At 54.9% G+C, this 16373-nt stretch carries 12 protein-coding genes; 6 read left to right on the plus strand and 6 right to left on the minus strand.

Annotation, left to right across the window (positions count from 1 at the left end):
• Positions 1 to 229: 229 nt before the first annotated feature.
• The 3 genes from HMPREF2907_RS09575 to ubiB all read right to left on the minus strand — a co-directional run bounded on the left by HMPREF2907_RS09575 (position 230) and on the right by ubiB (position 3921).
• On the minus strand, positions 230 to 1726 hold the full coding sequence (locus tag HMPREF2907_RS09575) for a YifB family Mg chelatase-like AAA ATPase (protein WP_070682505.1): 1497 nt from the start codon (positions 1724 to 1726) through the stop codon (positions 230 to 232).
• 13 nt (positions 1727 to 1739) lie between these two features.
• Positions 1740 to 2060, minus strand: a complete 321-nt coding sequence (locus HMPREF2907_RS09580; protein WP_016686683.1) for an accessory factor UbiK family protein — start codon at positions 2058 to 2060, stop codon at positions 1740 to 1742.
• Between the two features lie 349 nt (positions 2061 to 2409).
• Positions 2410 to 3921 (minus strand): ubiquinone biosynthesis regulatory protein kinase UbiB, encoded by a 1512-nt coding sequence (gene ubiB, locus HMPREF2907_RS09585; RefSeq protein WP_070682507.1) that lies wholly within the window; start codon positions 3919 to 3921, stop codon positions 2410 to 2412.
• Between the two features lie 516 nt (positions 3922 to 4437).
• On the opposite strand from ubiB, the gene putP reads away from it, so the two are divergent.
• Positions 4438 to 5964, plus strand: a complete 1527-nt coding sequence (gene putP, locus HMPREF2907_RS09590) for a sodium/proline symporter PutP (RefSeq protein ID WP_070682509.1) — start codon at positions 4438 to 4440, stop codon at positions 5962 to 5964.
• 275 nt (positions 5965 to 6239) lie between these two features.
• Complete coding sequence (putA, locus tag HMPREF2907_RS09595) at positions 6240 to 9845, plus strand: bifunctional proline dehydrogenase/L-glutamate gamma-semialdehyde dehydrogenase PutA (RefSeq protein ID WP_070682511.1); 3606 nt, start codon at positions 6240 to 6242, stop codon at positions 9843 to 9845.
• A gap of 387 nt (positions 9846 to 10232) precedes the next feature.
• Here the strand turns inward: putA and HMPREF2907_RS09600 are convergent, their stop codons facing one another.
• The 3 genes from HMPREF2907_RS09600 to pip all read right to left on the minus strand — a co-directional run bounded on the left by HMPREF2907_RS09600 (position 10233) and on the right by pip (position 12473).
• Positions 10233 to 10757 carry an RDD family protein gene (locus HMPREF2907_RS09600; protein ID WP_070682573.1) on the minus strand — a complete coding sequence of 175 codons (525 nt, stop codon included), beginning with the start codon at positions 10755 to 10757 and terminating at the stop codon, positions 10233 to 10235.
• 97 nt (positions 10758 to 10854) lie between these two features.
• Positions 10855 to 11274 (minus strand): hypothetical protein, encoded by a 420-nt coding sequence (locus HMPREF2907_RS09605; RefSeq protein WP_003767286.1) that lies wholly within the window; start codon positions 11272 to 11274, stop codon positions 10855 to 10857.
• A gap of 263 nt (positions 11275 to 11537) precedes the next feature.
• Complete coding sequence (gene pip / locus HMPREF2907_RS09610) at positions 11538 to 12473, minus strand: prolyl aminopeptidase (RefSeq protein ID WP_070682512.1); 936 nt, start codon at positions 12471 to 12473, stop codon at positions 11538 to 11540.
• 157 nt (positions 12474 to 12630) lie between these two features.
• Here pip and HMPREF2907_RS09615 point away from each other — a divergent pair, with 157 nt between their 5' ends.
• From HMPREF2907_RS09615 to dusB, 4 genes are all read left to right on the plus strand, one after another.
• A complete protein-coding gene (locus HMPREF2907_RS09615) occupies positions 12631 to 13110 on the plus strand; it encodes an LPS-assembly lipoprotein LptE (RefSeq protein ID WP_003767304.1) in 480 nt (159 codons plus the stop codon).
• On the plus strand, positions 13110 to 14111 hold the full coding sequence (gene holA / locus HMPREF2907_RS09620; RefSeq protein ID WP_070682514.1) for a DNA polymerase III subunit delta: 1002 nt from the start codon (positions 13110 to 13112) through the stop codon (positions 14109 to 14111). Before HMPREF2907_RS09615 ends, holA begins: the two co-directional genes overlap by 1 nt.
• 194 nt (positions 14112 to 14305) lie before the next feature.
• Complete coding sequence (locus tag HMPREF2907_RS09625; protein ID WP_003741178.1) at positions 14306 to 14956, plus strand: site-2 protease family protein; 651 nt, start codon at positions 14306 to 14308, stop codon at positions 14954 to 14956.
• A 158-nt stretch (positions 14957 to 15114) separates the two neighbouring features.
• Positions 15115 to 16119, plus strand: coding sequence for a tRNA dihydrouridine synthase DusB (dusB, locus tag HMPREF2907_RS09630; protein WP_070682515.1), 1005 nt, complete (start codon positions 15115 to 15117; stop codon positions 16117 to 16119).
• The last annotated feature ends 254 nt before the right edge of the window (positions 16120 to 16373 follow it).

A 16373-nucleotide genomic window follows, 5' to 3' on the forward strand; every position in this document is an offset into this window, starting at 1 on the left:
CGGGTCATTTTATCAATATCCTTTATATTGGGCAAAAATGCGCCGTTTGTTTACATGGTTTTTACGAAAACCGCCGTGATGTTAGGATGTGCTGACAGTTTGCCGACAACGGATTTTTTCCTGATAAAACAGAATATTCTGCGCTTAAAACACCAGCAAGATACCTAACCTGTCTCGGCTTTTTATCTTGAATCTTCCATTTTCAGTATTCAAGGTCGTCTGAAAATTTTTACAACGCGCGGCGGAAGCTGACTGCTTTCAAAACATGGCTTCTGCCGACTTCTTCATCGCCCGCCAAATCCGCCAGCGTACGCGCCACGCGCATGATGCGGTGGAAGCTGCGGGCGGAGAGTGAAAGTTTTTCCAACAGGTTGCCCAAGGCTTCCTGCGCTTCTTTTTGGATGCGGGCGGACGCGTCGAGTTCACTGACGCTCAAGGCGGCATTCACTTTGCCTTGCCGCGCGTATTGCTTGTCGCGGGCGGCGATCACGCGCTCCAACACACGGGCGCTGCTTTCCCCTGCTTCCTGCTGCATCAGTTCGGCGGCGGACAGGCTCGGAACTTCGATGGTCAAATCGATGCGGTCGAGCAGCGGGCCGGAAATCTTGCTGCGGTAACGCGCGACGCTCTCGGGCGTGCAGCGGCAGGGTTTGACGGGATGTCCGAGATAACCGCACGGGCAAGGGTTCATGGCGGCGACAAGCTGGAATTTCGCCGGATAGACGGCTTGACGCGCCGCGCGGGAAATGTGGATTTCGCCGTTTTCCAAAGGTTCGCGCAAGACTTCCAAAACTTTGCGGTCAAACTCGGGCAGCTCGTCCAAAAACAAAACGCCGTGATGCGCCAATGAAATCTCGCCCGGACGCGGGTCGGAACCGCCGCCCACCATGGCTGCCGAGCTGGCGCTATGGTGCGGGCTGCGGAAAGGACGGTGGCTGTCGAGTTGTTGCTGGTGGTTGGGCAGGAGCGAACGCAACGCCCATACTTCGACCAATTCGTCTTCGGTCAAAGGCGGCAGAATGCCGGGCAACCGTTGGGAAAGCATGGACTTGCCCGTTCCCGGCGGCCCCATCATCAAGAGGCTGTGCCCACCCGCGGCGGCGATTTCCAAAGCAAGGCGGGCGGTGTGTTGACCTTTGACATCGATGAGGTCGGGCAGTTTGGCGTTTTCAGACGACCTCTGCGGGACTTGACAGTCGGTTTGCGCCAAGGGTTCGATGCCGTTCAAATGGGCGGCGACTTCGCCCAAAGAGCGCGCGCCGTAAACGGTAATGCCGCGCATCACGGCGGCTTGTTCTGCGTTTTCCTGCGGCAAGACGAAAGAACGTCCCGCCTGCATACCCTGCCACGCCATTGCCAACGCGCCGCGCACAGGACGCAACATGCCGGAAAGCGCCAATTCTCCGGCAAACTCGTACTGCGCGAGCTTTTCGGGTGCGATTTGTCCGGATGCGGCGAGAATGCCCAGCGCAATCGGCAGGTCGAAACGTCCCGATTCTTTGGGCAGGTCGGCGGGGGCGAGGTTGACGGTGATTTTTTTGGCGGGGAAGTCGAAACCGCTTTGGATGATAGCGGCGCGCACGCGGTCGCGGCTTTCTTTGACTTCGGTATCGGGCAATCCGACGATATTGAAATGAGGCAGGCCGTTGGCAAGGTGGGCTTCCACTTCGACCAACGGCGCATTCATACCGCTCAAGGCGCGGCTGTAAACCAATGCAAGCGACATGTATCAGACGACCTTATTCGCCGGCTTCGGTTTGCTGTTTGATTTCTTCGACGGCTTCTTGGGCTGCGGCTTGCGCGGCTTCCAATGCGGTCTGTTCCGGCTCTTGCGCGGCTTCAAGTTTTGCCAGACGCTCTTCCAGCTCGACCAGCTTGGTGCGGGTTTTAATCAACACCTGCTGCTGGATGTCGAATTCTTCGCGCGTGACCAAATCCATACGGTTGAACGCGCTGCCGAGCATGGCTTTGACGTTTTTCTCCATATCTTTGGCGGGGCTGTTGGCGATGGTTTCGCTGATTTTTGCGCTGACTTCTTCAAAGAGTTGTTTGCCGAACATAATCCGTATCCTTTATATCAGAATATATAAAATTCAAGCGGCTATTGTATAAGGAAAAAGGTCGTCTGAAAACACTCATAACAGGCTTGCCCAGCCATAATCTGTGTTTTCAGACGACCTTGGTAATGAGTGGAAAAGTAGCGTGGGCTTTGCCCTTGAAAAATATGTCGGTCTAATCTGTTTTGTGCGATGGGCAAAATATCCTGATTTTCGTGGGCGAAGCCTACGCTACGGTTACGGCGGGTGTTTTATTCAACTCCATAATAAAAAGGTCGTCTGAAAACAAAGGTAGCGGGTTTTTCTAAAACTACTATTTCGTTTTCAGACGACCTTTTGTGTATATAGATTTTTAATCAAACAGCAAAATCAGAAGCAAAGTAACCGCAATCACACCCAACCACATGCTTTGCCGCTGCTGCACTTTGACCAAATGGATGTAGGCATCGCGCATTTCCTGCTGGCGGTTTTCGTCAACCAGCGCGCTGATTTTGCGCGGCAGGGAAGGGATGATTTGCGCCCAGTCGGGGGCTTCGTTTTTGAGGTTGCGCAAAAAGGCTTTGGGACCGACCTGTTCGTTCATCCACTTCACTAAAAACGGTTTGGCGGTTTTCCACAAGTCCAAATCGGGATCAAGCTGCCGTCCCAAGCCTTCGATGTTGAGCAGCGTTTTTTGCAGCAATACAAGCTGCGGTTGGATTTCGACATTGAAGCGGCGGCTGACTTCAAACAGGCGCATCAGCACCAAGCCGAAGGAAATTTGCGAAATCGGTTTGTTGAACACCGGCTCGCACACGGCGCGGACGGCGGCTTCCAATTCTTCCGCGCGCGTGTCGGCGGGTACCCAGCCCGATTCGATGTGGGCGGTGGCGACGCGGTGGTAGTCGCGGTTGAAAAAGGCGAGGAAGTTGATGGCGAGATAGCGCTTGTCGTAGTCGGTCAACGTGCCGACGATGCCGAAATCGAGGGCGATGTAGCGGTTGTCGGCGGCGACCAAAATGTTGCCGGGGTGCATATCCGCGTGGAAAAAGCCGTCTCGGAAGACTTGTGTGAAGAAGATTTCCACGCCGTAATCGGCGAGTTTGTGCAAATCGATGCCGTCGGCTTTGAGTTTGGCGATTTCCGATACCGGCGTGCCGTCCATCCATTCGATGGTCAGTACGTCGCTGGTGCAGTAGTCGTAAAACACTTTAGGCACAATCAGCATATTGCTGTTTTGGAAGTTGCGGCCGAGCTGGCTGGCATTGGCGGCTTCGCGCATCAAGTCCAACTCGTCATGCAGGTATTTGTCGAATTCCGCCACCACTTCGCGCGGTTTCAAACGCTTGCCGTCGGCAAACAGACGTTCCACCCAAGCCGCGCCGAAACGCATCAGCGACAAATCCTGTTCGATAACGGGCAGAAGGTTTGGGCGCAAAACTTTAACTGCCACCTGTTCGCCCGAATGCAGGCGGGCTTTGTGTACTTGGGCGATGGACGCGCTGGCGACGGGTTCGGTTTCAAATTCCGCATACAGCGTTTCGATGGATTGCCCCAGTGATTTTTCGATTTGCGAGCGTGAAAGCTGCGCATCAAACGGCGGGACTTGGTCTTGCAGCTTTGCCAGTTCGACCGCGTAATCATGCGGAATCAAATCGGGGCGTGTGGACAGAACCTGCCCGAATTTGATGAAAATCGGCCCCAGGCTTTCTAGGGCAAGGCGCAGGCGGACGGCAGGCGGTTCGTTTTCCAATTCAGACGACTGCGGCAGCATTTTCAACAGCGTCCGCGTCCAGCCCGGACGGACAAGCGCGGCAAACAGCTCGGCGAGGCGGTAGAGGTAAAGCGTGCGGAGGATGGTTTTGATGCGTTTGAGCCGTTTCATGACGATATAGTGCGCGACAGTCGGTAATGTGGGGATTATATAGGAAACGGCAGGTCGTTGGCGGGCTGGTTTTTGAAAAGGTCGTCTGAAAATGAAGCAAGGTGGTTTTAAGGCGGAATTTGGGTTGATCCGTTTTGGGTGTTGTTTAACTACTGAAAAATTGTACGGATTGTTTTGGTATTAGGAAAGATAGTTTCAAGGTTTGAAAACAAGATTTTTTAATAGATTTTCATAATATTTTGTTTTACATGGTATTTTGATTGGCGTGTCCGCATTGTGCGGTGAACCTGTTTGCGCTGCCTTTGCAAGTGGGAATTTTTACGGTATGCTGGATTGGATTATTTACAAATCAATAGGATTTTTTTACTTATCTTGTTGTAATTGAAAATGATTTGTTCCGCGTATCCGTAAAAACGCGAGAATTTCCGCTGTATTTTAATTAGAAAAATGTTTGGGCGTGGATTGCCTGCAATTTCATCAGCCCGTGATTTTGAAGTTTTAGATGAGGAATAGTACATGAATCCCATGTATATCACTTTTGCAATCTATCTGATTGCCGTTCTCTTGATTGGTCTGGCCGCGTATTTCTCCACGCGCAATTTCGATGATTATATTTTGGGCGGGCGCAGCTTGGGTCCGTTTGTTACGGCGATGTCGGCGGGTGCGTCCGATATGTCGGGCTGGCTTTTGATGGGTCTGCCCGGCGCGATTTATTTGAGCGGTTTGAATGAGGCTTGGATTGCCATCGGTTTGGTGATCGGCGCGTATTTCAACTGGCTTTTGGTGGCGGGCCGTCTGCGCGTACATACCGAATATGCCAACAATGCGCTGACGCTTCCTGATTATTTCTTCCACCGCTTCGGCGCGGGCGGACATTTGATGAAAGTGGTTTCCGCGCTGATTATTCTGTTTTTCTTCACGATTTATTGCGCCTCCGGCATTGTGGCGGGTGCAACTTTGTTCCAAAGCCTGTTTGAAGGCATGACTTACAATCAGGCGATGTGGCTGGGTGCGGGTGCAACCATTGCCTATACCTTCTTGGGCGGCTTTTTGGCGGTAAGCTGGACAGATACGCTGCAAGCTTCTTTGATGATTTTTGCGCTGATTTTGACGCCGGTAATGGTCTATTTGGGTCTGGGCGGTGCAGAACAAATGTCTGCCGCGATTCAAAGCGTTGCCGCAAGTACAGGCAAGGAATATAACAGTCTGCTTGCCGGCACGACCGTTATCGGTATTATTTCCACCGCCGCATGGGGCTTGGGCTATTTCGGTCAGCCGCACATTTTGGCGCGCTTTATGGCGGCTGAAAGCGCGAAATCACTGGTGTCTGCACGCCGCATCGGTATGACTTGGATGGTGTTGTGTCTGGCAGGCGCAGTGGCGGTCGGCTATTTCGGCATTGCGTATTTTGGTGCAAACCCCGACCAAACCGCTTCCATGCACGGCAACCACGAACGTATCTTCATCGCGCTTTCTACTTTATTGTTCAACCCTTGGATTGCAGGCATTATTTTGAGCGCGATTTTGGCGGCGGTCATGTCCACTTTGTCTTGCCAGCTTTTGGTTTGCTCCAGCGCGATTACCGAAGACTTCTACAAAGGCTTTTTGCGTAAAAATGCGCCGCAAAAAGAGCTGGTGTGGGTGGGTCGTCTGATGGTGTTGGCGATTGCCATTATCTCTATTCTGATTGCGTCCGACCCTGATAGCAAAGTTTTGGGCTTGGTGTCTTATGCATGGGCAGGCTTCGGCGCGGCGTTCGGTCCGATTGTGATTCTGTCGGTATTGTGGAAACGCATTACGGCATACGGCGCTTTGTCGGGCATGATTGCCGGCGCGTTGACTGTGGTGGCATGGGCAGAGTGGGTCAAAAAACCGGCTTTGGCAGCAAATGAAACCGGTCTTTTGACCATGTATGAAATCGTCCCCGGCTTCATTGCCTGCTTGGTGGTCGCTATTGTCGTTTCGCTTGTCGACAAAGAGCCGTCTCGTGAAATCCAAGAACGTTTTGAAAAAGCGGACGCGGAATACCGCGAGGCGAAATAAGTGTTTTCAGACGACCTGCCATCTATTGTAGGTCGTCTGAATTTTTATATGGGCAACAGGTTTTGTTTTTATTTTGACACCTATAGCGATAATTCGGTCTTTTGACCTTATCTGCTTTTTATCAAAGCAAAAAATCCTGTTTTCAAGGTAAATTACTTGTTCGTCCCTTATAAATTTATTACGATATTATCTATATGCTTTAAATCTTTTCAGACGACCTCGAAAAGGGATGGGGTCGTCTGAAAATCATCATAAAAACTTTGGAGAATTTTAAAATGTTTGACTTTGCTTTTCCGACACAAACGCCACTGCGTCAAGCGATTACCGATGCTTACCGCCGCGACGAAATCGAAGCCGTTCAGGATATGCTGCAACGCGCGCAGATGAGCGATGAGGAGCGTCGGGCAGCGTCTGAACTTGCACGCCGTTTGGTTACGCAGGTTCGCGCCAGCCGCACCAAAGCCAGCGGCGTGGATGCGCTGATGCACGAGTTCTCGCTCTCTAGCGAAGAAGGCATTGCGCTGATGTGTCTGGCGGAAGCTTTGCTGCGCATTCCCGACAATGCGACGCGCGACCGCCTGATTGCCGACAAAATTTCCGAAGGCAACTGGAAAAGCCATTTGAACAACAGCCCGTCCCTGTTTGTCAACGCAGCGGCATGGGGCTTGCTGGTTACCGGCAAACTGACCGCAACGAACGACAAGCAGATGGGTTCTGCCCTGAACCGCCTCATCAGCAAAGGCGGTGCGCCCCTGATCCGCCAAGGCGTGAACTACGCCATGCGCTTGTTGGGCAAGCAGTTTGTTACCGGACAAACCATTGAAGAAGCGCTGCAAAACGGCAAAGAGCGCGAAAAAATGGGCTACCGCTTCTCCTTCGATATGTTGGGCGAAGCCGCCTTTACCCAAGAAGATGCCGACCGCTATTACAACGACTACGTTCAAGCCATTCACGCTATCGGCAAAGATGCTGCCGGACAAGGCGTTTATGAAGGCAACGGCATTTCCGTCAAACTCTCCGCCATCCATCCGCGCTACTCGCGCGCCCAACACGAACGCGTCATGAGCGAACTCTTGCCTCGTCTGAAAGAGCTGTTCCTTTTAGGTAAAAAATACGACATCGGTATCAACATCGACGCCGAAGAAGCCAACCGTTTGGAGCTGTCTTTGGATTTGATGGAAGCACTCGTTTCCGACCCCGATTTGGCTGGTTACAAAGGCATCGGCTTTGTCGTTCAGGCGTATCAAAAACGCTGTCCCTTCGTTATTGACTATCTGATTGACCTTGCCCGTCGCAACAACCAAAAACTGATGATTCGCCTCGTCAAAGGCGCGTACTGGGACAGCGAAATCAAATGGGCGCAAGTGGATGGTCTGGACGGCTATCCGACCTACACCCGCAAAGTCCATACCGATATTTCCTACCTCGCCTGCGCGCGCAAACTGCTAGACGCGCAAGACGCCGTGTTCCCGCAATTTGCCACCCACAACGCCTACACCTTGGGCGCGATTTACCAAATGGGCAAAGGCAAAGACTTTGAACACCAATGCCTGCACGGCATGGGCGAAACCTTGTACGACCAAGTGGTCGGCCCGCAAAACTTAGGCCGCCGCGTGCGCGTATACGCCCCGGTCGGTACACACGAAACCCTGCTCGCCTATTTGGTACGCCGCCTGTTGGAAAACGGCGCGAACTCGTCGTTCGTCAACCAAATTGTCGATGAAAACATCAGCATCGACACGCTGATCCGCAGTCCGTTCGACACCATCGCCGAACAAGGCATCCACCTGCACAACGCTTTGCCGCTGCCGCGCGATTTGTACGGCAGGGGTCGTCTGAATTCCCAAGGCGTCGATTTCAGCAACGAAACCGTGTTGCAACAGCTTCAAGAAAAACTCAACCGCGCCGCCGCGCAAGACTTCCACGCCGCGTCCATTATCAACGGCAAAGCCCGCGATGTCGGCGAAGCGCAACCGATTAAAAACCCCGCCGACCACGACGACATCGTCGGCACAGTCAGCTTTGCCGATGCCGCGCTTGCCCAAGAAGCCGTCGGTGCAGCCGTTGCCGCGTTTCCTGAATGGAGTGCGACGCCTGCCGCCGAGCGCGCCGAATGCCTGCGCCGCTTTGCCGATTTGCTGGAGCAGCACACCCCCGCGCTGATGATGCTTGCCGTTCGCGAAGCGGGTAAAACGCTGAACAACGCCGTCGCCGAAGTGCGCGAAGCCGTCGATTTTTGCCGCTACTACGCAGGCGAAGCCGAAAACACCCTGCCCCAAGACGCCAAGGCCGTCGGCGCCATCGTCGCCATCAGCCCGTGGAACTTCCCGCTCGCCATCTTTACCGGCGAAGTCGTTTCCGCATTGGCGGCGGGCAACACCGTTATCGCCAAACCTGCCGAACAAACCAGCCTGATTGCCAGCTACGCCGTTTCCCTGATGCACGAAGCAGGCATCCCGACTTCCGCCTTGCAACTTGTGCTCGGCGCAGGCGATGTCGGCGCAGCGCTGACAGGCGATCCGCGTATCGGCGGCGTGATTTTCACCGGTTCGACCGAAGTGGCGCAACTGATTAACAAAGCCCTCGCCAAACGCAACGACAGCCCCGTATTGATTGCCGAAACCGGCGGTCAAAACGCCATGATTGTCGATTCTACCGCGCTGCCCGAGCAAGTTTGCTTGGACGTGCTCAACTCCGCCTTCGACAGCGCGGGACAACGCTGCTCCGCACTGCGTATCCTTTGCGTCCAAGAAGATGTCGCCGACAAGATGCTCGCCATCATCAAAGGCGCGATGGACGAATTGGTCGTCGGCAAACCCGTTCAGCTCACCACCGACGTAGGCCCCGTCATCGATGCCGAAGCGCAGCAAAACCTGCAATCGCACATCAACAAAATGAAAGGCGTTGCCAAGTCTTACCACGAAGTCAAAGCCGCCTCCGACGTTGATCCTGCGAAATCCACTTTCGTGCTGCCGATTTTGTTCGAACTCAACAATTTGAACGAACTCACCCGCGAAATCTTCGGTCCGGTGCTGCACGTTGTCCGCTACCGCGCCGACGAGCTTGACCAAATCATCGACCAAATCAACAGCAAAGGCTACGCGCTCACCAGCGGCGTACACAGCCGTATCGAAGGTACGGTCAAACGCATCCGCGAACGCATCGAAGCGGGTAACGTTTACGTCAACCGCAACATCGTCGGCGCCGTCGTCGGCGTACAACCGTTCGGCGGACACGGTATGTCAGGTACAGGTCCGAAAGCAGGCGGTTCGTTCTATCTGCAAAAACTGACCCGCATCCCCGAATGGGTTGCCCCGCCGCTGAGCCGTATCGGACAAGCGGACGAAGCCGCGCTCAAACGCCTTGAAGCCCTGATTCACAAGCTGCCGTTTAATGCGGAAGAGAAAAAAGCAGCGGCATCAGCATTGGGACACGCCCGCATCCGCACCCTGTGCCAAGCAGAATCCGTCTTGGTCGGACCGACCGGCGAACGCAACGCCATGAGCTGGCGCGCGCCCAAACGCGTCTGGGTACACGGCGGCAGCCTCCTGCAAGCCTTCTGCGCCCTGACCGAACTTGCCGCCGCAGGCATCGTAACCGTCGTCGAACCCGACAGCCCGCTTGCCTCCTACACCGCCGACCTCGAAGGCCTGCTGCAAGTCAACAGCAAACCTGAAAACACAGGCGTGCACCACGTCGCCGCCCTAAGCCCGCTGGACAGCAGCCGCAAGCAAGAGCTGGCAAAACGCGACGGCGCACTCATCAGAATCCTCCCGTCCGAACAAGGCTTGGACATCCTGCAAGTGTTTGAAGAAATTTCTTGCAGCGTCAATACCACAGCCGCCGGCGGCAACGCCAGCCTGATGGCCGTTTCCGACTAAAAGGACTGAATAAACGCCAGAGCGTTTGAACAAAGGTCGTCTGAAAACGTCAGCGAAACTCGCTAAGTCCGTTTTCAGACGACCTTTTTCTATAAATTAAAATAAGCAGGGCAGATATTGTTTTTCCGTCAGGTGCGTATGGTTAACTTACCGTCGTTATTTCCGTATGGGTGGGAATTCGGAAGTTTGAAGTTGCAGCAGCTTTGAGATATTTCCGCAATGCAGAGACCCGGATTCCCGCCTGCGCGGGAATGACGGCAACGGCGGTTTCAGACGACTTTTATGGGCTGATGATAAAGTTTATCCGGAAGTATGAAAACAGGTCGTCTGAAACCCTGACCCTACGTTTTCAGGTGATCTTTTTAAAGTTGCACGGCAGCGAAACCATCAGCTTTCGGATGCTTCCTCTTTCAAATCGACCAATCGCGTTCCCGCCAAGAAATCGTATAAAAACTGCCGGTCGGGGTTCAGCAGGGCGAAGCCCCACGGCAGGATGAGCCAGATAAGGGCGGCGCCGAAGGCGGGCACGGGTGGGATGGCGAGCAGGTGGCGCAAGCCTGCGTAAGCGAGCAGGGGGATGAAAACGACGAAGATACATGCCCAAATAAAGCGGATGCGCAGTTGCGACAATGGCGGCAGCGTACCGTTTCTGCCGTGCAGCCCGATTTTCCAAGTCTGCATGGCGAGGGTGCGGCCGGTTTTCGTCCAGTTGGTTTTGAAGTAGAGCCACCAGCTCCCTACGAAGATAACGCAGGTAGCCAAGCTGGAAAGGATGTGGGAAACGGGGTTGAGGAAAATCGCGGCGATGCCGGCAAGGATGGCGGCGATGGCGGTCACGGCGCCGGTCAGCAGCAATTCGTACATCAGGGCGGCAAGGCGGCGTTTGACGGGGGCGGGGGGAAGGGTGGTCATGGCGGTCTGCTCGGTAAAAAGGTCGTCTGAAAAACGGAATGTTTGGTTCGGGCGAAACCGCCGCATCCGTTTTCAGACGACCTTTGTGTGGGAGGAATCAGCGGTGGGGGCGTTTTTGTCCGCGCGCCTGCTGGGCTGCCATTTGGTTCATTTCCTGACGGGTCGGGCGTTTTTTGAACATGGCGTGCGCTTCGTCGGCCGAACATTTTTGCGACAGGCAGACCAACGTTATCGCGTCTTTTTGGTGTTGGCCGCCACTGTGGTACATACGGCGCAGGTTGGCTTCGTTGATGCGGCCTTTTTCGGGGTCGATGTCGAATTTTTTCAGGCGTTCGAGAAACTGGCGCTGCTGGCGGCGCGAAGTCCAGACAAAGCCGCCGGCGGCTGCGGCGACGATGATGACGGCAAGCAGGATGGCGAGCGGCCACGAATCGACGATTAAGACGATGATCAGGCTTAAAACGGCGGTGGTCAGCACGAGCAGGCCGCCGATGCGGAGTTTGGTTTGGTTGTCCATGAAGTTGTGGTTCCTTATTAAGGGTGGGAGGTCGTCTGAAAAACGGAGGCTGGTTTCGGAGAACCTGCCGCGTCGGTTTTCAGACGACCTTGAATCTCGTAATTAACGCTATTTTACAGTATTTTCGGAATGTGGTGGGAAGGTGGCGGCAGGCGGATCTTCCTGCCGCAAAGTCAAAGAAAACAATATTGTTTGTTTGCCGTTATTCCCATTCGAACAGAAATAACGGCAAACCATGCTTTTATGATTTCAATTCCTTATTATTACCACACCGCACGTTCCCTCATATCTTCCACCGCTTCCACCAACGCCGCCGCCAAGGGCGGATCAAAAGACGAGTGTCCCGCCTGAATCACGCGCAGTTCGGCTTCGGGGAGCGCCTGCGACAGTTCCCACGCGCTTTGCATGGGGGTGCATAAGTCGTAGCGCCCTTGCACGATGATGGTCGGGATATGTCGGATTTTGTCCGTGTTCGCCAAAATCGCTTTGTCGCCTTTCAGCCAGCCTTCGTTGACGAAATAATGGTTTTCCAAGCGGGCGATGGCGAGCGATTGGTAGGCGTCCTCATCGACGTCTTGCGGCTCGAAGCGGATCAGGTAGCTTTCCCAATCCGCCCAGGCTTTGGCGGCTTTCAGACGACCTGCTTCGTCTTCGCCGAACAGCATTTCGTGATACGCCGCAATCAGGCTGCCGCGTTTTTCTTCGGCGACGGGCGCGAGGAATTTCTGCCATTGCGCGGGATAAATCTGGCTGACGCCGCCTGCTTCGTCCAGCCACGCCATTTCGGACGGGCGGCACAGGAATATCCCGCGCAAGACGAGTCCGGCAACGCGTTCGGGATGGGTTTCGGCATACGCCAGCGACAAGGTGCTGCCCCATGAGCCGCCGAACACCAGCCATTTTTGAATGCCTAGCATTTCGCGGACTTTTTCGATGTCGGCAACCAAATCCCAAGTCGTGTTGTCGTCGGTGCAGGCGTAAGGCAGAGAACGGCCGCAGCCGCGCTGGTCGATGATGACGATGCGGAACACGTCGGGCTTGAAAAAGCCGCGGCAGGCAGGCGATGCGCCCGCGCCCGGGCCGCCGTGCAGGAAGATGACGGGCAGTCCGTCGGGATTGCCGGATTCTTCCCAGTAGATTTGATGGATGTCCGATACGGGCAGCAGGCCGCTGCGGATGGGTTCGCGGATGGGGTGCATGATGTTTCTCCTGTTGTCTGACGTTGGGATTGTACCCATCGGGCAGGCAAACGACAAACGGCAAGGGGTCGTCTGAAATCCCCTTCCGCCGCCGCGTTTCCCGACCGACCGACTATCCGCTATAATTCCCCGATACCCGCGCAACCGAAAGAATGAAATGAACAAAATCCTGATGACCGCCGCCGTGCTGCTTCTGTCCGCCTGCGGCTTCCACCTCAAAGGCATGGGCGGCACCGCACGCACGCTGCCGTATCCCGCTTGGCACATCCAAAACGCCTCCGTGATGCAGAAGGCTTTGGAAAACGCCCTGCGCCGCGTTGACGGTAAACCCGTTTCCGCCGCCGAAGCGCAAATGACGTTGAACATCAAGGGCATCGAAACCCGTCAGGACATCTACACCATCACCCGCGCCGCGTTGGTCAACGAATACCTGCTGACGCTGCGCGTCGAAGCCCAAGCCATGCGCAACGGCGAGCCAGTGGGCGAACCGATTACCGTCCTCGTCAACCGCACGATGGACTACAACGACAGCGAAGTGTTGGGCAAACAGGAAGAAAGCGAAACCATCTGGGCGGAAATGCGCGCCGACGCCGCCGACCAAATCGTCCGCCGCCTGACGTTCCTGAAAGCGTATTGATGGCGGTCATGAATATCGAACAGGTCAGCGCGGATATGCCGCTTTCGCCGCTGTACATCATTCACGGCGAAGAAGACCTGTTGCGCATCGAAGCCCTCGACACCCTGCGCGCCGCCGCTAAAAAACAAGGCTACCTCAACCGCGAAGTCTTTACGGCGGACAACGGCGCCGACTGGGACGAACTTCTGCAAAGCGCAGGCAGCGCGGGACTTTTCGCCGACTTGAAACTTTTGGAAATCCACATTCCGAACGGCAAGCCCGGCAAAACCGGCGGCGACGCGCTGCAAACCTTCGCCGAACGCCTGCCCGAAGACACCGTCACCCTGATTCTGCTGCCCAAGCTCGAAAAAGCCCAAACGCAGGCAAAATGGTTCACCGCGCTCGCCGCCAAAGGCATCGTACTCGAAGCCAAAGCCATTAGCGCGCAAGCCCTGCCGCAGTGGATAAAAGGTCGTCTGAAAAAGGTCGGGCTCAACATCGAACCCGACGCGCTCGCCCTATTTGCCGAACGCGTCGAAGGCAACCTGCTCGCCGCCCGCCAAGAAATCGACAAACTCGCCCTGCTGCACCCGCAAAACCATACCGTCAACATCGCCGATGCTGAAGCCGCCGTCGCCAACGTCGCCCGTTTCGACGTATTCCAGCTCTCCGGCGCATGGATGAAAGGCGATGCCCTGCGCGTCGCCCGCCTTTTGGACGGACTTGAAGAAGAAGGCGAAGAACCCGTCTTGCTGCTGTGGGCGGTTGCCGAAGACATCCGCACCCTCATCCGCCTGACTGCCGCGCTCAAACAAGGTCAAAGCGTACAATCCGTCCGCAACAGCCTGCGCCTGTGGGGCGACAAACAAACCCTCGCGCCGATTGCCGTCAAACGCATTCCCGCCGTCCGCCTGATCGAAGCGCTGAAAACCTGCGCCAAAATCGACCGCATCATCAAAGGCGCGGAAGACGGCGATGCGTGGACGGAGTTCAAGCAGTTGGTAACGGGGTTGGCGGTGTGAAGGTGTATATATCCGGGTTGCTTGCGGCGAGCACATCCTGTTATTAGAGCCTGCCCGGCATGATGAAGACCGGGGAGGGGTTGAAAACCCGACAAAAAAGAACATATTGAATGAGGCAGAAATCTTCCTGTTTCCGATAAATCGGCCATCCGCACATACACCGTCGTTTTCAGACGACCTTTCAAAGGAAAACCATGTTTCAAAACTTTGACTTGGGCACTGTCCTGCTCGCGATTCCGCCCGTCCTCCTTGCCCTGACCATACGCGAAGTCGCGCGTGGTTATACCGCCCTCCGTTGGGGCGACAGTACCGCCCAACAATACGGGCGGCTGACGCTCAACCCCCTGCCGCATATCGATCCGGTAGGTACGATCGTCGTCCCCATAATCAGCCTGCTGCTGACCCCGTTCGTCTTCGGCTGGGCGCGCCCGATGCCCATCGACCCGCGCAATTTCCGCGATCCGCGCCGCGCTTGGCGTTGGGTTTCTATTTCCGGTCCGATTGCCAATCTGATTTTGGCGTTCTTTTGGGGCTTTGTTGCCGCCTTTGCCGTTTACGCGCCCGAATCCTATCAGGAACCGTTGGTCCGAATGGCGCAATACGGCGTTATCGTGAACGCGATTTGGGTCGCTTTCAGCCTGATTCCCATCCTGCCTTGGGACGGCGGCATCTTTATCGATACTTTCCTGTCTGCCAAACAGTCCATGCAGTTTCGCAAAATCGAACCTTACGGAATGTGGATTGTCCTAATATTGATGTTCACAGGGCTGCTGGCAAAAATTATCCTGCCTATCGTTGCGCTGATACAGACGGCTGTGTATCTCTTTATGACCTTGTTAATCTGAACCGTCCGCAAGACGGCGAAGAGGTCGTCTGAAACCTTAAACACACCCGCAGGGCGCATGATTGCGCCCTTTGTTTTACCTGTTTTCATAGTAAATTCCATTGGAAACCCTGCTTAAAAATTGTACAATGGCAGCCCTTTCCATACGGCGGTTTGACCATGCGCATCGGCGGCTACATTATCGACAATCCCATTGCACTCGCCCCGATGGCGGGTATTACGGACAAACCGTTCCGTCGCCTTTGCCGGGGTTTTGGCGCAGGTTGGGCGGTGTGCGAAATGCTGACCAGCGACCCGACGCTTAGAAATACCAAAAAGACCCTGCGCCGCAGCGATTTTGCCGATGAGGGCGGCATCGTTGCCGTCCAGATTGCCGGCAGCGATCCGCAGCAGATGGCGGATGCCGCGCGTTACAACGTCAGTCTGGGGGCGCAGGTTATCGACATCAACATGGGCTGTCCTGCCAAAAAAGTCTGCAATGTTCAAGCCGGCAGCGCGCTGATGCAAAACGAGCCGCTGGTTGCCGCCATTCTTGAAGCCGTCGTCCGCGCGGTGGACGTTCCCGTTACCCTCAAAACCCGTTTAGGCTGGCACGACGATCATAAAAACCTGCCTGCTATCGCCCGCATCGCCGAAGATTGCGGCATCGCCGCCCTTGCCGTCCACGGACGTACACGCACGCAAATGTATAAAGGTGAAGCGGCTTATGATCTGATTGCCGAAACCAAAGGTCGTCTGAAAATCCCCGTTTGGGTCAACGGCGACATCACTTCGCCACAAAAAGCCGCCGCCGTCCTCAAACAAACCGCCGCCGACGGCATCATGATAGGGCGCGGCGCACAAGGCAGGCCATGGCTTTTCCGCGATTTGAAACATTACGCCGAATACGGCGTTTTGCCGCCTGCCTTGAGCTTGGCAGAGTGCAACGTCACCATTTTGAACCATATCCGCGCCATGCACGCGTTTTATGGCGAAGTCGCCGGCGTACGCATCGCCCGCAAACACATAGGCTGGTACATCGACGAAATGCCCGACGGCGAGCAGACGCGCCGCGACATCAACCGCTTGGACAGCGCTGCGGCACAATACGATACCCTTGCCGCCTATCTTGAGGCGCTTTCAGAAAAAACCGACCGTTGGGTGTGTGAGTATCGTGAAGGGTAGGGTGTTTCAGACGACCTTTGGTTTTTGGGAAGCGGATAAACCATTGTGAATTATTAAAAAAACTGTACCGTCATTCCCGCGCAGGCGGGAATCCAGAATTTGATTTTTCCGAAATGTTCAGAAATTGCCGCAGCTTCAAATTACCGGGTTCCGCCTGCGCGGCAATGGCGGCAATATCAAGTCGTCTGAAAACACAGTTTCATCGAAATAAAAAACAAATTATCTATATATAGTGGATTAAATTTAAATCAGGA

The organism is Neisseria sp. HMSC055H02, from assembly GCF_001813335.1.
GTDB lineage: Bacteria > Pseudomonadota > Gammaproteobacteria > Burkholderiales > Neisseriaceae > Neisseria > Neisseria sicca_C.

Coding starts and splice junctions, on each gene's coding strand:
- HMPREF2907_RS09575 (WP_070682505.1), bottom strand. CDS start 1,726: ATGTCGCTTGCATTGGTTTACAGCCGCGCCTTGAGCGGTATGAATGCG.
- HMPREF2907_RS09580 (WP_016686683.1), bottom strand. CDS start 2,060: ATGTTCGGCAAACAACTCTTTGAAGAAGTCAGCGCAAAAATCAGCGAA.
- ubiB (WP_070682507.1), bottom strand. CDS start 3,921: ATGAAACGGCTCAAACGCATCAAAACCATCCTCCGCACGCTTTACCTC.
- putP (WP_070682509.1), top strand. CDS start 4,438: ATGAATCCCATGTATATCACTTTTGCAATCTATCTGATTGCCGTTCTC.
- putA (WP_070682511.1), top strand. CDS start 6,240: ATGTTTGACTTTGCTTTTCCGACACAAACGCCACTGCGTCAAGCGATT.
- HMPREF2907_RS09600 (WP_070682573.1), bottom strand. CDS start 10,757: ATGACCACCCTTCCCCCCGCCCCCGTCAAACGCCGCCTTGCCGCCCTG.
- HMPREF2907_RS09605 (WP_003767286.1), bottom strand. CDS start 11,274: ATGGACAACCAAACCAAACTCCGCATCGGCGGCCTGCTCGTGCTGACC.
- pip (WP_070682512.1), bottom strand. CDS start 12,473: ATGCACCCCATCCGCGAACCCATCCGCAGCGGCCTGCTGCCCGTATCG.
- HMPREF2907_RS09615 (WP_003767304.1), top strand. CDS start 12,631: ATGAACAAAATCCTGATGACCGCCGCCGTGCTGCTTCTGTCCGCCTGC.
- holA (WP_070682514.1), top strand. CDS start 13,110: ATGGCGGTCATGAATATCGAACAGGTCAGCGCGGATATGCCGCTTTCG.
- HMPREF2907_RS09625 (WP_003741178.1), top strand. CDS start 14,306: ATGTTTCAAAACTTTGACTTGGGCACTGTCCTGCTCGCGATTCCGCCC.
- dusB (WP_070682515.1), top strand. CDS start 15,115: ATGCGCATCGGCGGCTACATTATCGACAATCCCATTGCACTCGCCCCG.